Annotated in this window: 15 protein-coding genes; 3 read left to right on the forward strand and 12 right to left on the reverse strand. The window is 67.1% G+C overall.

Annotated features, from left to right (window positions below):
* The first annotated feature begins 70 nt into the window (after positions 1–70).
* A complete protein-coding gene (locus tag G6N43_RS28520) occupies positions 71–1,636 on the forward strand; it encodes a sensor histidine kinase (RefSeq protein ID WP_083150548.1) in 1,566 nt (521 codons plus the stop codon).
* On the opposite strand, the gene G6N43_RS28525 is transcribed toward G6N43_RS28520, so the two are convergent.
* Together G6N43_RS28525 and G6N43_RS28530 are read right to left on the reverse strand one after the other, a co-directional pair.
* The gene (locus tag G6N43_RS28525; RefSeq protein WP_083150549.1) at positions 1,625–2,659 is read right to left on the reverse strand and encodes an aminotransferase class V-fold PLP-dependent enzyme; all 1,035 of its coding nucleotides are present in this window, start codon (positions 2,657–2,659) and stop codon (positions 1,625–1,627) included. The two genes, G6N43_RS28520 and G6N43_RS28525, sit on opposite strands and share 12 nt — an antisense overlap.
* Complete coding sequence (locus tag G6N43_RS28530) at positions 2,656–2,964, reverse strand: DUF4229 domain-containing protein (RefSeq protein ID WP_083150550.1); 309 nt, start codon at positions 2,962–2,964, stop codon at positions 2,656–2,658. Before G6N43_RS28530 ends, G6N43_RS28525 begins: the two co-directional genes overlap by 4 nt.
* 48 nt (positions 2,965–3,012) lie before the next feature.
* On the opposite strand from G6N43_RS28530, the gene G6N43_RS30470 reads away from it, so the two are divergent.
* On the forward strand, positions 3,013–3,171 hold the full coding sequence (locus G6N43_RS30470; RefSeq protein ID WP_165761860.1) for a hypothetical protein: 159 nt from the start codon (positions 3,013–3,015) through the stop codon (positions 3,169–3,171).
* Positions 3,172–3,180: 9 nt separating this feature from the next.
* Here G6N43_RS30470 and G6N43_RS28535 read toward each other — a convergent pair whose 3' ends face one another.
* The 9 genes from G6N43_RS28535 to G6N43_RS28575 form a co-directional block, all read right to left on the reverse strand.
* The gene (locus G6N43_RS28535) at positions 3,181–4,293 is read right to left on the reverse strand and encodes a MinD/ParA family ATP-binding protein (protein WP_083150551.1); all 1,113 of its coding nucleotides are present in this window, start codon (positions 4,291–4,293) and stop codon (positions 3,181–3,183) included.
* 2 nt (positions 4,294–4,295) lie between these two features.
* Positions 4,296–5,267 (reverse strand): c-type cytochrome biogenesis protein CcsB, encoded by a 972-nt coding sequence (gene ccsB / locus G6N43_RS28540; protein WP_083150552.1) that lies wholly within the window; start codon positions 5,265–5,267, stop codon positions 4,296–4,298.
* Positions 5,264–6,937: a cytochrome c biogenesis protein ResB gene (resB, locus tag G6N43_RS28545; protein ID WP_083150553.1), complete on the reverse strand. Its 1,674-nt coding sequence runs from the start codon at positions 6,935–6,937 to the stop codon at positions 5,264–5,266. Before resB ends, ccsB begins: the two co-directional genes overlap by 4 nt.
* The gene (locus G6N43_RS28550; protein WP_083150554.1) at positions 6,934–7,722 is read right to left on the reverse strand and encodes a cytochrome c biogenesis CcdA family protein; all 789 of its coding nucleotides are present in this window, start codon (positions 7,720–7,722) and stop codon (positions 6,934–6,936) included. Before G6N43_RS28550 ends, resB begins: the two co-directional genes overlap by 4 nt.
* The gene (locus tag G6N43_RS28555; RefSeq protein ID WP_083150555.1) at positions 7,719–8,327 is read right to left on the reverse strand and encodes a TlpA disulfide reductase family protein; all 609 of its coding nucleotides are present in this window, start codon (positions 8,325–8,327) and stop codon (positions 7,719–7,721) included. Before G6N43_RS28555 ends, G6N43_RS28550 begins: the two co-directional genes overlap by 4 nt.
* A complete protein-coding gene (locus G6N43_RS28560) occupies positions 8,324–8,932 on the reverse strand; it encodes a histidine phosphatase family protein (RefSeq protein WP_083150556.1) in 609 nt (202 codons plus the stop codon). Before G6N43_RS28560 ends, G6N43_RS28555 begins: the two co-directional genes overlap by 4 nt.
* Complete coding sequence (gene hemL, locus G6N43_RS28565) at positions 8,929–10,245, reverse strand: glutamate-1-semialdehyde 2,1-aminomutase (RefSeq protein WP_083150557.1); 1,317 nt, start codon at positions 10,243–10,245, stop codon at positions 8,929–8,931. The genes G6N43_RS28560 and hemL overlap by 4 nt, the downstream gene beginning before the upstream one ends.
* A 68-nt stretch (positions 10,246–10,313) precedes the next feature.
* Positions 10,314–11,207: a DivIVA domain-containing protein gene (locus G6N43_RS28570; protein WP_163658255.1), complete on the reverse strand. Its 894-nt coding sequence runs from the start codon at positions 11,205–11,207 to the stop codon at positions 10,314–10,316.
* Positions 11,208–11,419: 212 nt separating this feature from the next.
* Positions 11,420–13,387 (reverse strand): YncE family protein, encoded by a 1,968-nt coding sequence (locus G6N43_RS28575; protein WP_110810342.1) that lies wholly within the window; start codon positions 13,385–13,387, stop codon positions 11,420–11,422.
* A gap of 445 nt (positions 13,388–13,832) precedes the next feature.
* On the opposite strand from G6N43_RS28575, the gene G6N43_RS28580 reads away from it, so the two are divergent.
* On the forward strand, positions 13,833–14,213 hold the full coding sequence (locus G6N43_RS28580; RefSeq protein ID WP_083150560.1) for a nitroreductase family deazaflavin-dependent oxidoreductase: 381 nt from the start codon (positions 13,833–13,835) through the stop codon (positions 14,211–14,213).
* A 4-nt stretch (positions 14,214–14,217) separates the two neighbouring features.
* Here the strand turns inward: G6N43_RS28580 and G6N43_RS28585 are convergent, their stop codons facing one another.
* Positions 14,218–15,576 carry a cytochrome P450 gene (locus G6N43_RS28585; RefSeq protein ID WP_083150561.1) on the reverse strand — a complete coding sequence of 453 codons (1,359 nt, stop codon included), beginning with the start codon at positions 15,574–15,576 and terminating at the stop codon, positions 14,218–14,220.
* Positions 15,577–15,582: the final 6 nt, after the last annotated feature.

Below are 15,582 nucleotides of genomic sequence, written 5' to 3' on the forward strand. Positions count from 1 at the left end.
CCTGCCCAATCACTGACGGTTTGCACATTGCGGTTAGCAGTAAAGTCTGCCGATCGACGGCGGGCGAAACATGAAGCGCGACGCTGCGTCCCGGACGTCGCCGCTCGGTGGGGTGCTGGCGACGGTGGCACGGCCGACCACCCCGCCGCTGAGCCTCGGAATCGCCGTGGCGGCCTTGTTCATCCTGGCCGAGACGTTGATGGTGTACCGCCTCAAGCAACTCGGACCGGAAGCGTACGGGGCGATCTTCCTGCTCGGCGTCCTCGTTGTCTCCGCGGGCTGGGGGTTCGGCCTCGCCGTCGCGACATCGCTCGCCAGCGCGATCGTCTACTACTACTTCCACATCGTGGACTCCCCGACGCTGATCCCCGATGAGCCAGCGGATTTCGTGTCACTGCTCGTGTTTCTGCCCGTCGCACTGTCGGCGAACATTCTCGGCAGGCAGGCCAGACTCCGCGCCGTCGAATCCGAACAGCGGCGTCGCGAAGCCGAGGCCGCCGCGTCGCTGGCGAGCGCGTTGGCCGAACAGCAGGCCGCGTTGCGCCGCGTCGCGACGATGGTTGCGCAGGGCGTACCGCCCGCGGAGATCTATCCGGCCGCGGTGACTGAACTGTCCCGCGGTCTCGGCGTGCGGAACGTCACCCTGCTGCGCTACGAGGCTCCTGCGGGGGCGTATGTCGTCGTGGGCGCCAGCGACGAGCACGGCGACCCGATTCTGCCCAAGGGGCAATACCTTTCGCTGGAGGGCGACAACGTCGCCGCACTGATCCACCGTGAGGGTGCGCCCGCGCGGATGGAGACCTACGACGGCGCGGTAGGCCCGACGGCGGAACGCATCCGCGAACTCGGCCTTAAGGCCGCGGCAGGTGCGCCGATCGTCGTCGACGGTCGCCTGTGGGGCGCGCTGATCGTCGGCTCCGCACAACCCGACCGGCTGACTGCGGACACCGAGGATCGCGTCAACGACTTCGCCTACCTGATCGCCACCGCGATCGCCAACGCCGAAACCCGCGCCGAGCTCACCGCGTCACGCGCACGCATCGTCGCCGCAGCCGACCAGGCCCGCCGCCGCTTCGAGCGCGATCTGCACGACGGCGCACAGCAGCGCGTCGTCTCGCTGGGTCTCGAGCTTCGCGGCGTCGAGGCGTCCGTCCCGCTCGACCAGCCGGGGTTACGCAAACAGATCGCCCAGATCAACGACGGGCTGACGGAGATCGCCGCCGATCTGCGGGAGATCTCGCGCGGAATCCACCCCGCGATCCTGTCGAGGGGCGGCCTCGGCCCGGGCATCAAGGCGCTCGCGCGTAGGTCGGCGGTGCCCGTCGCGCTCGATGTCGAGATCGACAGCAGGTTGCCCGAGCATGTCGAAGTCGCAGCGTATTACGTTGTGGCAGAGACGCTGACGAACGCCGCCAAACATGCGCGGGCGTCCGAAGTCAAGGTTCGCGCGACCGTCGACGGCAATGAGCTCCACCTGGAGATCTCCGACGACGGCGTCGGGGGCGCCGTCGTCGGGGCCGGGTCCGGGCTGATTGGGCTCAAGGACCGCGTGGCGGCGCTGGAAGGCCGGCTCGACGTCGTCGGACCGCCGGAAGGCGGAACCAGATTGATCGCCACGATCCCGCTAGGTTCGTAGGGCGTCGAGCAATCGGTCGAGGTCGTTCTCGTTGTTGTACAGATGGAAGCCGACCCGGATCGCGCCCGCGCGGACGGAGGCACGGATGCCCGCCCGCTGAAGTCGTTCCGGCCCAGCCGCGTTCGGCAGCGAGACGATCGCCGAATCCTGTGGTGGTAGATCGAGTTCGGTCCGCAACCGGTTGGCGAGTCCGAGGCAGTGCGCCTGCACCGCATCACCGTCGAGCGTCGCCAACCACGGCAACGCGAGCCCGGCGCCGAGCGCGCTGAACCAGGTGGGTGACAGGTCGAACCGACGCGCGGTGTCTGCCAGCCGGAGCGGCAGTCCGTAAATCGACTGCCACGGCTCGTCACCGGCATACCAGTTGGCGCAATGGGTTGTCATGGAGCGGCTGACTCTGTCGCTCAACGACATCCACGTGGTCCCGCGCGGCGACAGCAGCCACTTGTAGACCGCCGCCACCGTGACGTCGACCCAGTCCAGCTCGACACGCCTCCACCCGAGCGCCTGGGTGATGTCGACCACGGTCAACGTCTCGGTCCCGGCCACGCGGGCGCGCAGCGCATCCAGGTCGAGGACCGCACCGTCTGCGGACTGCACAAGGCTCGCCACGACCGCGTCGAAATCGGCTGCGGCGTCGATCAGTTCGTCAGCGGGAAGCTCGGTGACGGTGACCCCGCGACCCGCCTGCGCGGCGAACGGGAATGTGGTGCTGGTGAACTCGCCAGGAAGGGTGACCACCCGGGTGCCGTCGGGTACCGCTGCGGCCACCAGCCCAAGCGCGGACGAGACGGTGGCCGCCATCGCCACCGAATCGACGGGCAATCCGGTCAGCGCGGCATAGCCGGCCCGCCCGGCGACCACATGATCGTCGAAGGCCGAGACGTCCATGGTCCCGTTCTGCCAGGTGCCGATGCAGTCCAGCAGGGCGTCGACGAGGAACTGGGGCGGCAGGCCGTAGGTGGGTGAATTGAGAAATCCATCGGCCCCTTCGAATTCGGCGCCGAAAGCCTCCCGCGTCATGGGGTCGGTGGCTCTTCCCCACGGAGTCTGGCCTGCAGCTGTTCACGGTCCTTGCGACGCCGTTCGTCGAGGACGGCGATGCTGGCCGTCGCGCGACGGCGCAGCGGCGCGAAGATCCAGATGCCGAGCGGCAAAGCGATGATGATCGCGAAGAGCAACGCCACGACGAGCGGAAAGTCCCGTACTCCGAGCAGGTGCCCTGTACCGAAGATCACGGCGGTCAGGGCGACGACGAGTAGCAGGCGGGCCAGGACGTAGATCACCAGGTCGGCTACGAGCCGGGATCCAGGCCGACGGTCAGACACGAAACCGAGCCTACCGACGGGGCGTATATTCGGGATAAGGAGGTTGAGGTGGCGTACCTGTTCGCGATGCTCGTTTTAGGCGGTTTGGTCTATGTGGGCCTACGGCTGATGCGCGCGAATGCAACCCGTCCGCGGACTCGCGTGATCGGCCCGGATGACGACCCGGATTTCCTGCGCCGGATCGGTCCGGAAAACAAGCCGCGGTAGTCGAAACTCTCAGACCGGGTCGCGTCGCGTACCCGGGAAACCTCCCGCGACCACCGCTGCCAACTCCAGCAGCGCCTCCCTGGTTTGTGGCCTCAACCGTTCCAGGTCGATCTCGGCGCCCTCTTCGAGGTGCGGATCGAACGGCACCTGCATCACCGCCCGGCACCGCCGAGTGAAATGGTCGATGACCTTGGTCATGTCGACCTTGCCGGACCGCGGCCGCACGGCGTTGATGACCGCGATCGAGTTGCGCACCATCTCCTCGTGCCCATGCGCATCGAGCCAGTCGAGCGTGGCCGCGGCGCTGCGGGCGCCGTCCACCGAGCCTGAGCTGACCACGATCAGCGCGTCCGCCTTGGCCAGCACCGCCGACATCGCCGAGTGCATCAGCCCGGTGCCGCAGTCGGTGAGCACCAGGCTGTAGAACCGCTCGAGCACGTCGAGGGTGCGGTTGTAGTCGTCAGCACTGAACGCCTCCGACACCGCGGGGTCTGTCTCTGACGCCAGTACCTCCAGTCGGCTGGCGCCCTGCGAGGTGTACGCGCGGACGTCGCTGTAGGCCTCGATGCCCTCTGCGTCGCGCAGCAGGTGACGTACGGTCGCGGGCGTCTCCAGCGGGATCTTCTCGCTCAGGGTGCCGCGGTCGGGGTTGGCGTCGACGGCGATGACGCGGTCACCACGTAGCGACGCCAGCGTCGCGCCAAGCGTCGCGGTGACCGTCGTCTTCCCCACTCCGCCCTTCAGCGACAGCACGGCGATGCGGTGACAGCTGCGTAGCGGCTGCAGCGCCTGCGCGATCAGGGCCTCACGGTGGAGGACCTTCGGGCTCTCGCCGGCGTTGATGAGCTTGAACGACGCCAGATACAGCCATTTGCGCCAACCCTTCGAGGGGGCCCGCTTGGGTTGGCGGAGCAGGGCCACCGTGGACAGGTCGAGATACGGCGGCGGATCGTCGCTTACCGGCGTCGTCTCGGTGGGTGTGGGCGGGATCGGCAACCCGGTGGGTGGCGTCGGTGCGGTCCAGTCCTGCGGCACATCCACCGCAGGGTCTTTGAAGCGGTTCTGGTCGCGGAATCCGGTTGGGCCAGAAGAGGTTTTCGATGCGACGACGTCGGGGTCCACGCCTAGGTGCCCACCCCCGCGTACGAGTGCAGGCCGACGGTGACGAGGTTGATGAAGAACAGGTTGAACACCATGGCGACGAAGCCCGCGACGTTGATCCAGGCGGCCTTACGGTCGCGCCAGCCCGCCGTCGACCGGGCGTGCAGGTAGGCGGCGTAGATCACCCAGGCGATGAACGACACCGTCTCTTTGGGGTCCCAGCCCCAGTACCGGCCCCAAGCCTCCTCGGCCCAGATCGCGCCGAAGATGACGCCGAAACCGAACACCGGGAACGCGAAGATCGTCGTGCGATAGGCGATGCGGTCCAGGGTCTGCGCATCCAGCAGTCGCTGCACGATGCGGGCGACCACTCCCTCTCGGCCCGGCTCCCCCAGTGGCGACATCTTCAGCAGAAACAAGATGCTGGCGACGCCGGCGACCAGGAAGACGCCGGAACCGAGGCTGACCACGGACACGTGGATCGGCAGCCAGTAGGACTGCAGCGCGGGCATGACGGGCGCGGCATGCGTGTACAGCCACTTGCCGGACACCGTCAGCAGGACCAGGACCGGGGCGAGCACGAACACCCACAGCGCACGCAGATGGGGGCGGCGAAGCACCACGGCAGCGGCCACCAGGCCGGAGAAGCACGTCAAGTTGATGAACTCGTACATGTTGCCCCACGGCACCCGCGAGGTGGCCAGGCCGCGCAGCACGATGCAGACGAACAGCAGACCGATCCCGAGATAGGTCAGCGCCAGCCCGGCACCGCCGATCCGCTCGTCGACACTGCGCCGGGGTGCGTCGGCCACGATGCCGGGGCCGCCGCCTGGGCGTACACCGGCGCCCACGACCTCGCGCTCGATGACCTTGCGGCTTCGGCTGTAGGCCAGCTCGACCGCGAGCAGCAGCAGGGCGCCGACGAGGATCACCACCGATGAGGTGAAGGCCCAGTCCGAGTACCGGGCCAGCCCGATGTCGATGTTGTGGTTCATGAGCTGCTCGCTTGGTGGTTCATGTCACGTTCCTCTCGCTGCGCATCGCCGGCCCCTGCCAAGAGGCGCTCGGTCAACCGCTCGAACTCGTCGCCCCAGCCGGAGTTGTCCGTACGGGCCAGCCCGCCCAGCTCGACGCTCACGGTACCCGGGCCGGCAGGAGTGATTCGAATCCAGATCCGGCGTCGGCGCACCACCAGGGACACCAGCAGCCCGGCCATCATCGTCATTGCGAACACCAGCACCCAGATCTGGGCGGGGTCGTGCGACACCTGCATGTTGATGAACGGCACCGCGCCGTCGAATCGCACGATGGTGCCGTCGTCGAGACGGGTGGACTCGCCTTCGCCGAGGTTGACCCTGGCCTTCTTCGTCAGCCTGCCCTGCTCGATGAGGCGGGGGTCGAGGTTGAACAGCGACTGCGGCCGGCCGGAGTCCAGGCCGCCGTCGCCCTTGTAGATGTCGATGGCGACGGCCGGGTCGTTGAGCGCGGGGAAGCTGGACGACAGCAGCGTGCCGTGAAGCTGCTCGGTGGGCGCGAACAGGCCCTGGATGGCGATCTGGTTCTTGCGACGCTCGTCGGCATCGGGATAGGTGCCCGCGGGCGGATCGAAGCGCATCGCGCCCGAGGACAGCATGGTGATCTGGTCGTCGGGCCGCCACTGCAGCGTCTGCGTGCGGGTCTGGCCGTCGGGAAAGGTGACGGTGAAGGTCGGGGCGTAGCCGTGGCCCTGGAGGTAGATGCGGTCGCCGCCGATCCGCAGCGGGTGGTTGACCTCGAGCCGGTAGGGCTGCCATGTGCCCGAAGTCAGGTCCGCCCCGGCCTGGTACTCGATGTCGGCGGCGAACGAGGTGGCCTGTCCGGTCGGCAGGTAGCCGGCCTGGAAGTCGTTGACCCGCAGGCAGATCGGATGCAGTGAGGTGCCGTCGACCGTGTTGCCCGCCCGGAACGAGTCGAAAGCCGCCGGTGATGCCGAGCAGAAGCCGGGACCGCCGTCGGCGACGACGATGACGTTGCCCTCGTAGCCGAACATCTTCCCCGCGGCGACCGCGACGAGCAGACCGAGCAGCGAGAAGTGGAAGACGATGTTGCCGAACTCGCGCAGATAGCCCTTCTCCGCGGAGATCTCGGTCGCGCCGTCCTGCTGGCGGGTCACCGTGCGCCAACCCCGCAACCGGTCGGTCATCGTCGCGGCAAGCGCCTGCGGCTCGCCGGCAAGCTCGACTGTCTGGTTCTTGGGCAGCCGGGTGAAGTTTCGAGGGGCAAGCACGGGCACCGCGCGCATGCTGCGGACGTGGTCGATCATTCGCGGGGTCAGGCAGCCCACCAGTGAGATGAACAGCAGCACATAGATCGCGGTGAACCAGAAGCTGGAGAACACGTCGAACGCCTGCAGCCGGTCCAGCCACGGGCCGATCGTCGGATGTTCGACGATGTACTGCTCGACCTTCGCCTCGTTGAGGCTGCGCTGCGGCAGCAGCGCGCCGGGGACGGCGCCGAGGGCGAGCAGGAACAGCAGCACCAATGCGGTGCCCATGGACGTCAGCGTGCGCCACGTGTTCCGTACCAGCGAAAGCTGGGCCCACGCGCCAGCTGGGGAACGTGAAAACCCCTTAAATGCGCCCTTTTTAGGGGCTTTCCCGTCTTCTCGCGCGTCGGTGGTGCTCATATCGGCAACGTCACATCGCTGACGAATGCGTCGCGCACCCAGGACACGAAGTCGTTCCACACTCCGGTGACCAATGCAGCGCCGACGAGGATGAGCAGGATGCCGCCAAAGATCTGGATGGCGCGGGCGTGCGCGCGCAGCCAGGCCAGCCCCTGCACGGCCCGTGCCGAGCCGAATGCCAACAGCACGAACGGGATTCCCAAACCGAGGCAGTACGCGATCACCAGCGCCACCCCGCGCAGCACGTTGGCGCCCTCGGTCGCCGAGGCCACGGCGATCACGCCGGTCAGCGTCGGGCCCAGGCACGGAGTCCAGCCGAGCGCGAACACCGCGCCGAGCAGCGGAGCGCCTGCGAGCGTCGACAGCTGACGCGGCGCGAACCGGGCGTCGCGCTGCAGCACGGGGATGAACCCGACGAACACCAACCCCATCACGATGGTGATCACGCCGCCGATGCGTTGCAGCAGAAGCTGATTGGTGATCATTGCCGTCGTCATTCCGAGCACCGCGACGGTGCCGAGCACGAACACCGCGGTAAACCCAGCGACGAACAGCGATGCGGCTCCCGCCACCCGAAGCCGCGCCGATTTCGTCGGCACCGACGCCGTCGCGGATACCGGTGCGTCTTCCACGCCGACCACCGCGGCGAGGTACGACAGATAGCCCGGCACCAACGGCACCACGCAGGGAGAGGCGAAGGACACGAGCCCGGCGAGAACGCTGACGAGGAACGCCAGTACGACGGGACCGCCGGCCACCAGCTCGTCGATCCGGTCGAGGGTCACGTGCCGCCCTTGCCGGGTTCGGGCTCGGCGGCCAGACGTTCCACCACCGGCTGCAGGTCTTCGGCGAGCAGTTCGCGCAGGAAGACCGCGGCGACGCGATGCTCACGGTCGAGTATCACCGTGGACGGGATGACGGTGGTGGGGTACCGGCCGCCGAACGCGATCATGGTCCGCATCGGCGGGTCGTAGATCGAGGGGAACGTGATCTTGCGGTCGACGATGAAATCCGTTGCGGCCTCACGGTTGTTGTCGCGCACGTCGATACCGAGGAAGGCGACGCCTTTGTCGCGTGTCGCGTCGTACACCTTCTGCAACTGGGTGATCTCGGTACGGCACGGACCGCACCACTGACCCCAGACGTTGACCACGACGACCTTGCCCGCGAAGTCGTCGAGCGAGATCGTCTTCTCGGGGTCCATCAAGTCGGGTCCGGACAGCGGGCCCGGGCGTCCGCGACTCTGCGGCGGATCGTAGAAGATGTCGGTCTTACCGCCGGGGGCGACGAACTCGAAGTTGCCGCCCTGGGCTACGGCGTCGGAGCCGGTGGAGCATCCGGCGAGCGCGACGCACGCCGCACTCGCCAGGATGGCCACCAACAGCTTCACTGCCCGGCCAGCTCCGAATATCCCCAGCCGACGAAGCGGTCGTCGTGGAAATAGAAGGACGTCACCGAGGCCAGGTTGCACAGCCGCCGGGTCGGGAAGTGATGCAGGTTCTTCTTCGTCATGGCGCGGCGCAGGGTTTCGACCGGCAGCTGGTGGCTGATGCACACCGCCTCATGTCCGGCCGCCTTGACCCGGGCCCGTTCCAGCGCCGCCATCATCCGCGCGGCGATCTCCGTGTACGGCTCGCCCCATGACGGCTGCCGCGGGTTGCGCAGGTGCCACCAGTTGCGCGGATCGCGCAGCGCACCGTCGCCCGGCGATACCCGTTGGCCCTGAAAGATATTCGTCGATTCGATCAGGTCGTCGTCGGTGTCGATGGGCAGGTCGCGCAGCGCTGCGATCGGCGCCGCGGTCTCCTGGGCGCGCTCCAGCGGGGACGCGACGACGTAGGCGATATCGCGTTCGGCCAGCCAGTGCGCGACCGCCTGCGCCTGGGCCTGGCCGCGCTCCGACAGGTGGTAGTCGGGCAGGCGGCCGTACAGGATCTTCTCGGGGTTGTACACCTCACCGTGACGCATCACGTGGACAATCGTTTTCTCGGTCATGCCTGCGGGGTCGCTTCCGCGGCGGCACGCGCGGCGCCAGGAAGGGCGTCGGCGATGCGGTCGAATGCGTCGTCATCCAGAACCGAGGACACGAACCACGCCTCGAAAGCGCTTGGCGGCGGGTAGATTCCCGCCTCCAGCAGGGCGTGGAAGAAGGCGGGGAAGCGCCACGTCTCGGAGGCCCGCGCCGATGCGAAGTCGGTGACCGGCTCGTCGGTGAAGAACACGCTGAGCATGTTGCCTGCCCGCTGAACCCGGTGCGCCACACCGGCTTCCGTCAGCGCACCGGTCAGTAGCGCGTCGAGGCGGTCGGCGCTGGCATCCAGTGCGGCGTAGACGCTGTCGTCGGCCGCGCGCAGGGTCGCCAACCCCGCGGCCATCGCGACGGGGTTGCCGGACAGCGTGCCCGCCTGATAAACGGGGCCGAGCGGGGCGAGCCGCTCCATCACCTCGAGACGCCCGCCGAACGCCGCAGCAGGCAGGCCGCCGCTCATCACCTTGCCGAAGGTGAACAGATCGGCGTCCACGGGATCGATTCCGTACCAACCTGATCGGCTGACCCGGAACCCCGTCATCACCTCGTCGGAGATTAGCAACGCGCCGTGCTCTTCCGTGATGCGGCGCAGGGCCGCATTGAACCCGGGCAGCGGCGGGACGCAGCCCATGTTGCCGGGGCTGGCCTCGGTGATGACGCAGGCGATCTCGTCGCCGAACCGGGCGAACACCTCTTCGACCGCGGCGATGTTGTTGTAGGGCAGGACGATCGTGTCGGCCGCGGCGGCGCCGGTGACACCCGGCGACGACGGCAGACCGAGGGTCGCGACGCCGGAACCCGCGTCGGCCAAAAGGGCATCGCTGTGCCCGTGGTAGCAGCCGGAGAACTTGATGATCTTGGCGCGGCCGGTGTATCCGCGCGCCAGCCGGATCGCGCTCATGGTGGCCTCGGTGCCGGAGTTCACCAAGCGGATCCGATCGACGGGAGCGACCCGGCCGATGATCTCCTTGGCGAGTTCGGTCTCCGACGGGGTCGGGGCGCCGAAGGACAGGCCGTCCGAAGCGACGCGTTGGACCGCGTCGACGACGGCAGGGTGCGCGTGCCCGAGGATCATCGGCCCCCACGAACACACCAGGTCGACGTAGGTGTTGCCGTCGGCGTCGGTGAGCCGGTAACCGCTGGCGGACGTGATGAAGCGCGGGGTGCCACCGACCGCGTTGAAGGCGCGGACCGGCGAGTTCACCCCGCCGGGGATGACGGAGCACGCGTCGGCGAACAGCGCGGCAGACGCCGACGTCGTCGATGAGGCGCTACGCATGGCCACCAGTCTCCCAGCCGGGTCCGATGCGTCAACTACAGGGTGTAGGAGCCGTCAGGCCGTGCGCATCAGATTTTCCACTTGAACCGCCAGAACAGAACTGCCAGGACCAGGCTGATGCCGCTGATCAGCAGGCCGATGGGGATCAAGTAGATGATCGAGGGCACGCCGACCAGGACTGCGACCATCACGAACGTTCGCCAGGTCGTAGATCGGGAGTCCCCCTCGCCGAAGAAACGGGACAGGTGTTCGCCGATGTTCTGCGCCACTTCCTCGTCTGCCAGTTCAGAGGCCAGTCCGAATCTCTCGACAAGCGTGAGCCAGTCCTCCTCGAACAGGAGGAAAGCCGGCTTCTTCGCCTTTGGTCGCGCGCGCCAGACGCTAAATGCCGGGTGCGGTGTGATGGCCATGCTTTCCAGGCCAGGGCCGTCCAGCACCAACACCGGGAGGCCCCCGTAGTGCGCTCGGGTCGCCGTCAGCTCGCCGAACAGTCCCGAGCCGATGAGCTCATTGGTCTTGAGGTCGATCACCCGGATCGCATCCCCGCACACGTCGATTGCACGGCGGGGCGTCTGTTGGTCCCAGGTGCCATACGGATAGAGCAGGTAGCGGACCGGTGCCTGAAGGTTCTCGCTCTGTAAACGGCGGGCCAGTTCGAGTTTCACCCGATCCAGATACAGGTCGACCTCGCCTTCGCGGTAACCGAAGCTGCCGACCGGCGGCTTGGAGAATGTCACGTTGTCGATATCCGCGCGAGTGAGAGCGCCCGGCGCCGCCGGATCGCGCAACGTCACCTCGACCCGTTGGACGAACGCGTCGACCTCGTCGCGGTGGTAGGCACCCTGGCTGCGGGAGGCCTCCGGGAAAGCAGCGGCGGTGGGCTCGGGTGCCGCGACTGGTTTCCCCTCGGCCAACCGGCGTTCCAGCTCCGCGATGCGGCGCTCAGGATCGTCTTCGTTCATCGCAACCTCACTAGAGGCACCATGTCCTGGCCCGGGCACCATTGAGATGGGCCTTGGTTATCCGCGTGCGCCGTTCCGGCCGCCAGCCCGAATCCACCGAACATCGTTACCGCCGTTGTCAATCCGGTAACGAGGGTTCGCCTCATGACGGATCCTTCCGTCCGTGGCCCGCTGGCGCGGCTGAGTCCCATTGTGGAGGTCATCACGGCCGTTTACAGCGCTATCACCGAGACAGTGCCGTCCAAGTGATTGACGACGTAGAGGTGGTCACCATCGGGGGCCATCACCACCATCCACGCGCCGTCCCCGACATCGACGGTGGCGACGATCGTGTTGGTCGAGGTGTTGACGACCGCCACTTCATTGATCCCGAGGTCAGTGTTGAAACCAGCGACATAGAGGTAGGTCCCGTCGGGGGAGAAAGCCAGGCCCATAGGATTGTTTGCGCCCTCGATGACGGCAATGACCTCGTTGGTCGCGGTATCGATCACCGACACCGTGTCTCCAGGGAGTTCGTCGTCGGTTACGTACAGCCGGGTGCCATCGGGGCTGAGCGCCAATGAAATCGGGACATCGCCCACATCGATCACGTCGATGGTGCTGCCCGTGACGGTGTCGATCACAGACACGGTGCCGACAAAATTGTTGGCGACATAGAGGGTGGAACCGTCCGAACTGACTGCCAGGCCTGCGGGATTGTCACCGGTGATGAAGGTGGCCACCACGGTGTTGGTTGCGGTGTCGATCACAGTGACCGAATCCTCTGACGCGTTGGACACATAGACGCGCGTGCCGTCGGCGCTGACCGCCATCTGGACCGCGCTGGCGCCGATGTCGACGGTGGCGGTGACCGTGTTCGAGGCGGTGTCGATCACCGAGACGGTTTCGCCGGATGCGTTTGCAACATAGACCGTGGCCCCGTCGGGGGTGACCACGATGCCCAACGGCTGGTCGCCCACGCCGATCGTGGCGGTGACGGTGTTGGTGGCCGCGTCGATCACTGAGACGGTGTCATCCTCTGAATTGGTCACGTACACGGTGTTGCTGTCGGGGCTGACCGCCACCCCGAACGGCGTATCGCCGACGTCGATGGTGTCGACGACGTGGGGCGTCACTTTGACGTCTGGGTGGGGATCGATATCGCCACCGACGGTCACCGGGTCGAACAGCTGCGGTGGCTTGTTCAGTGTGACCGTGACGGACACATCGGGGCCCTGCCCCCGCTTGGCGAGGCCATCGCTGATGTCGATGGTGAACGTGTCGAGTTCAGGGCGAGCGGATACGGCATCGGCGTCGGGGGTGTAGGTGAAGGTGCCGTCACGGTGGACCACGACGGTGCCATAGTCAGGTTGTTGGGTGACGGTGTATGTCAACGCATCGCCGTCGGGATCGATCGCGCGCAAATCGCCGACGATCGTCCCGTCGGCCAACTGGACATTCTCTTTCGGGTCGTAAGCGACGGTCGGCGCCCTGTTGGACAGCGTCTGCTGCTCCTGGCGGCGCGCGAACTCCAGCAGTCCCCACAACGCAGGGGCCTCCACCGGAGGCAACGCGGGCGCATCCGCCGACACCGGACCCAACCCCACCCACGCCAACACTCCCGCCATCAGGTCGGGCACCTCGTCGACGGCAGCGGCCGCGGCCACCTCGACCGGCTCGGTGACGCTCACCGGCATCGTGACCGGCTCCGTCCGGATCACCACTTCCGGCACGATCGCAGCCGATTCGGCTTCGCGCACCGCGGGATCTCCGGGGATGGCGACATCAGGGACGTCGAGTTTGGCGTCGGGGGCGGGCTCGCTGTGCGCCGGTGACTCGTTTGACGGTTGTACTGCGGGGCGGCTGTCGTTGTCCGGCCCCTCAGCGCCGACGCGTTCGCTGACCGTCGTGCCGGGTGTGTGCTCCGATCCGACCGGCTCCGGCGTGGTGGGAATCTCGACGTCGACGACGACTTCCTCGCTTACGACGGGCTCCTCGTACGCAGGCTCCGCAGTCGCCGGCTCGTCGTTGGCGGGCTCCTCACTGGCGGGGCTGGCCGCGTCGGTGGATGCGGCGTCCGACTTCTCGTCCGGGTCGTCCGATTTCTTGTCGCTGCTTTCGGACTTCTTGTCCGAGTCCTTATCCTGGTCAGCGTCTTTGGACGAACCGACTCTCGTGTTGGCGCCACCTGAGGCACTCACCGACGTCGTCGGTTTCTCGTCGTTCGTCGATGTGGACCCTGCGCTCGAAGAGTCCTTCGAGGACGGCTCCTTCGACGACGACGAATCCGGTGCCGACGACGACTCCGATGCGGACGACGCACCTGGCGAGCTCGACGACCCCGACGCGTCCGACCCCGAATCACCTGATGAATCGGACGACGAGGACGAATCAGACGAAGACGAGTCCGACAAAGGATCAGCGACCGCGACCCAGGGCAACGCGACGACCGCCGTCCCGATACCCAGCGCCACCGCGAGCGCCCCCACCCTGCCGATGTATTTCGCGTTTCCCATCTCAGTCCCCGCAAATGCCGTAGTCGTGCGCCACCCCATGGCGTCGCAGACCAATTGGACGGAGTTGGGACGGCTACCGATCCCAATTAGCGCTCTGGTCGAAGGAGCCCTCGAGTGTTTGACTGGTGCAATGCAACTGCCGCAATGGCTGGCGCGGTTCAATCGCCATGTCACCAACCCGATCCAGCGGCTCTGGGCCGGCTGGGCGCCGACGATGGGCATTCTCGAGCACACCGGTCGGAAATCGGGCAAGCCGTACCGCACCCCGCTGACGGTGTTTCCCACCCAAGACGGCGTGGCCATCCTGCTGACCTACGGTCCGAACCGTGACTGGTTGAAGAACATAACGGCCGCCGGCGGCGGTCGAATGAAGCGATACGGCAAAACCTTTCAGCTGCGCGACCCGGTGGTGATGCCCAAGGCACAGGCGGCGCCCGTTGTCGCCGGCCGTTGGCGGCCACTCTTCGCGTTTCTGCCGTTCGAGCAGGCGGTGTTGCTCACGCGGGTGTAGCCGGTCAGCGCCGCACGTCGACGCGCGCTCGGATGGGCCCCTTGGCCACCGTGGTGAACGGCACCTCGGTGAGGAAGTCGCCGTCCACCGAGCGGACTTTCAGCGCTCGGACGATGGTCGCCAGTGCCAGCGTCGTCTCCAACCGCGCAAAGTGTTCGCCGATGCACGGCCGCCCGCCACCGAGGAACGGGAGGAACTGCCAGCGGTCCCGCGCCTTGACGTTCTCCTCACTGAACCGGTCGGGGTCGAACTCCATGGGATTGGGCCAGAGCGTCGGATCATGGTGCAGCGCATAGATTCCCACAGCCACCAACGTGCCCGCCTCAATGCGATAGCCGGCCACCGCGATGTCGCGCGTCACCAACCGCCCCACGCCGGCAGCGGGCGGGCACAGGCGCAACGCCTCGTGCAGCACCTGCACGGTGTATCCGAGTCTGGGCACATCGTCGGGCGTCAGCTCCCGATCACCGATCGCGGCCGCCTCGGCGGCCACGCGATCTTGAATGTCGGGGTGGTGTCCCAGCACCCAGAGCGAGTACGTGAGCGCCGTCGCGGTGGTGTCGTGACCGGCGAGCATGAAGATGAGCAGGTCGTTCGAGATGTCCTCGTCGGAGATCGGCAGCCCGGTCTCCGGGTCCCTGGCCGCAAGCAGTGCCTGCACCAGCGGCGCGTCCCGCGTCGGGTCCGCTCTGCTGGCACGCACCATCTCGTCGGTGATCTTGCGCATTCCAGCGACCGCCGCACGAGCCCGCCGGCGCGCGGGCGTCGGCATCCATCGCGGTGCGCGCACCGGCCGCAGCGCGCGGTCGGCGGTGTACGAGGACGCGACGTGCATGCAGGATGCGATCGTGTCTGCACGTTCGTTGAGATCGATGCCCAGCACCGAACGGCCGAGCGACTGCATGGCGACGCGGCGGCACTCGACGTCGAGATCCACGTCTCCGCCATCCGGTCGGCTGTCGACGAATTGCTGTGCCGCCCTGGACATGTGGCCACCAAAGTTCTTGACGTTCTGCTTGGTGAACACCGGCTGTAACGCCCTCCTGCGGGGGCGCCACTGTTCGTTGGGCAGGACGAACAGACTGTCGCCAGCCATGTTCCGCACCTCGTCGTGGACAACGCAGCGATCAGAGGACGCGTCGCCGCGTCCCAACACGTCACGCATCGCCTCCGGCGAGAACACCGCGACGATCGGTGGCATCAGCTTCTTCGGTCCGAGTTGGATCCTGGTGATCGGCCCGCCGGCGTCGCGGATGACTTCCTGCCCGGTGTCGAGCCGGCGTACCAGCTTCACCAATTCCCTGATCGGCAGCGGGTTCTTCGGCGCCAACGGCAAGGCACTGACGTCGAGGCTCGTCGTCATATTTCG

This window comes from Mycolicibacterium moriokaense, from assembly GCF_010726085.1.
GTDB classification, from domain to species: Bacteria; Actinomycetota; Actinomycetes; order Mycobacteriales; family Mycobacteriaceae; genus Mycobacterium; species Mycobacterium moriokaense.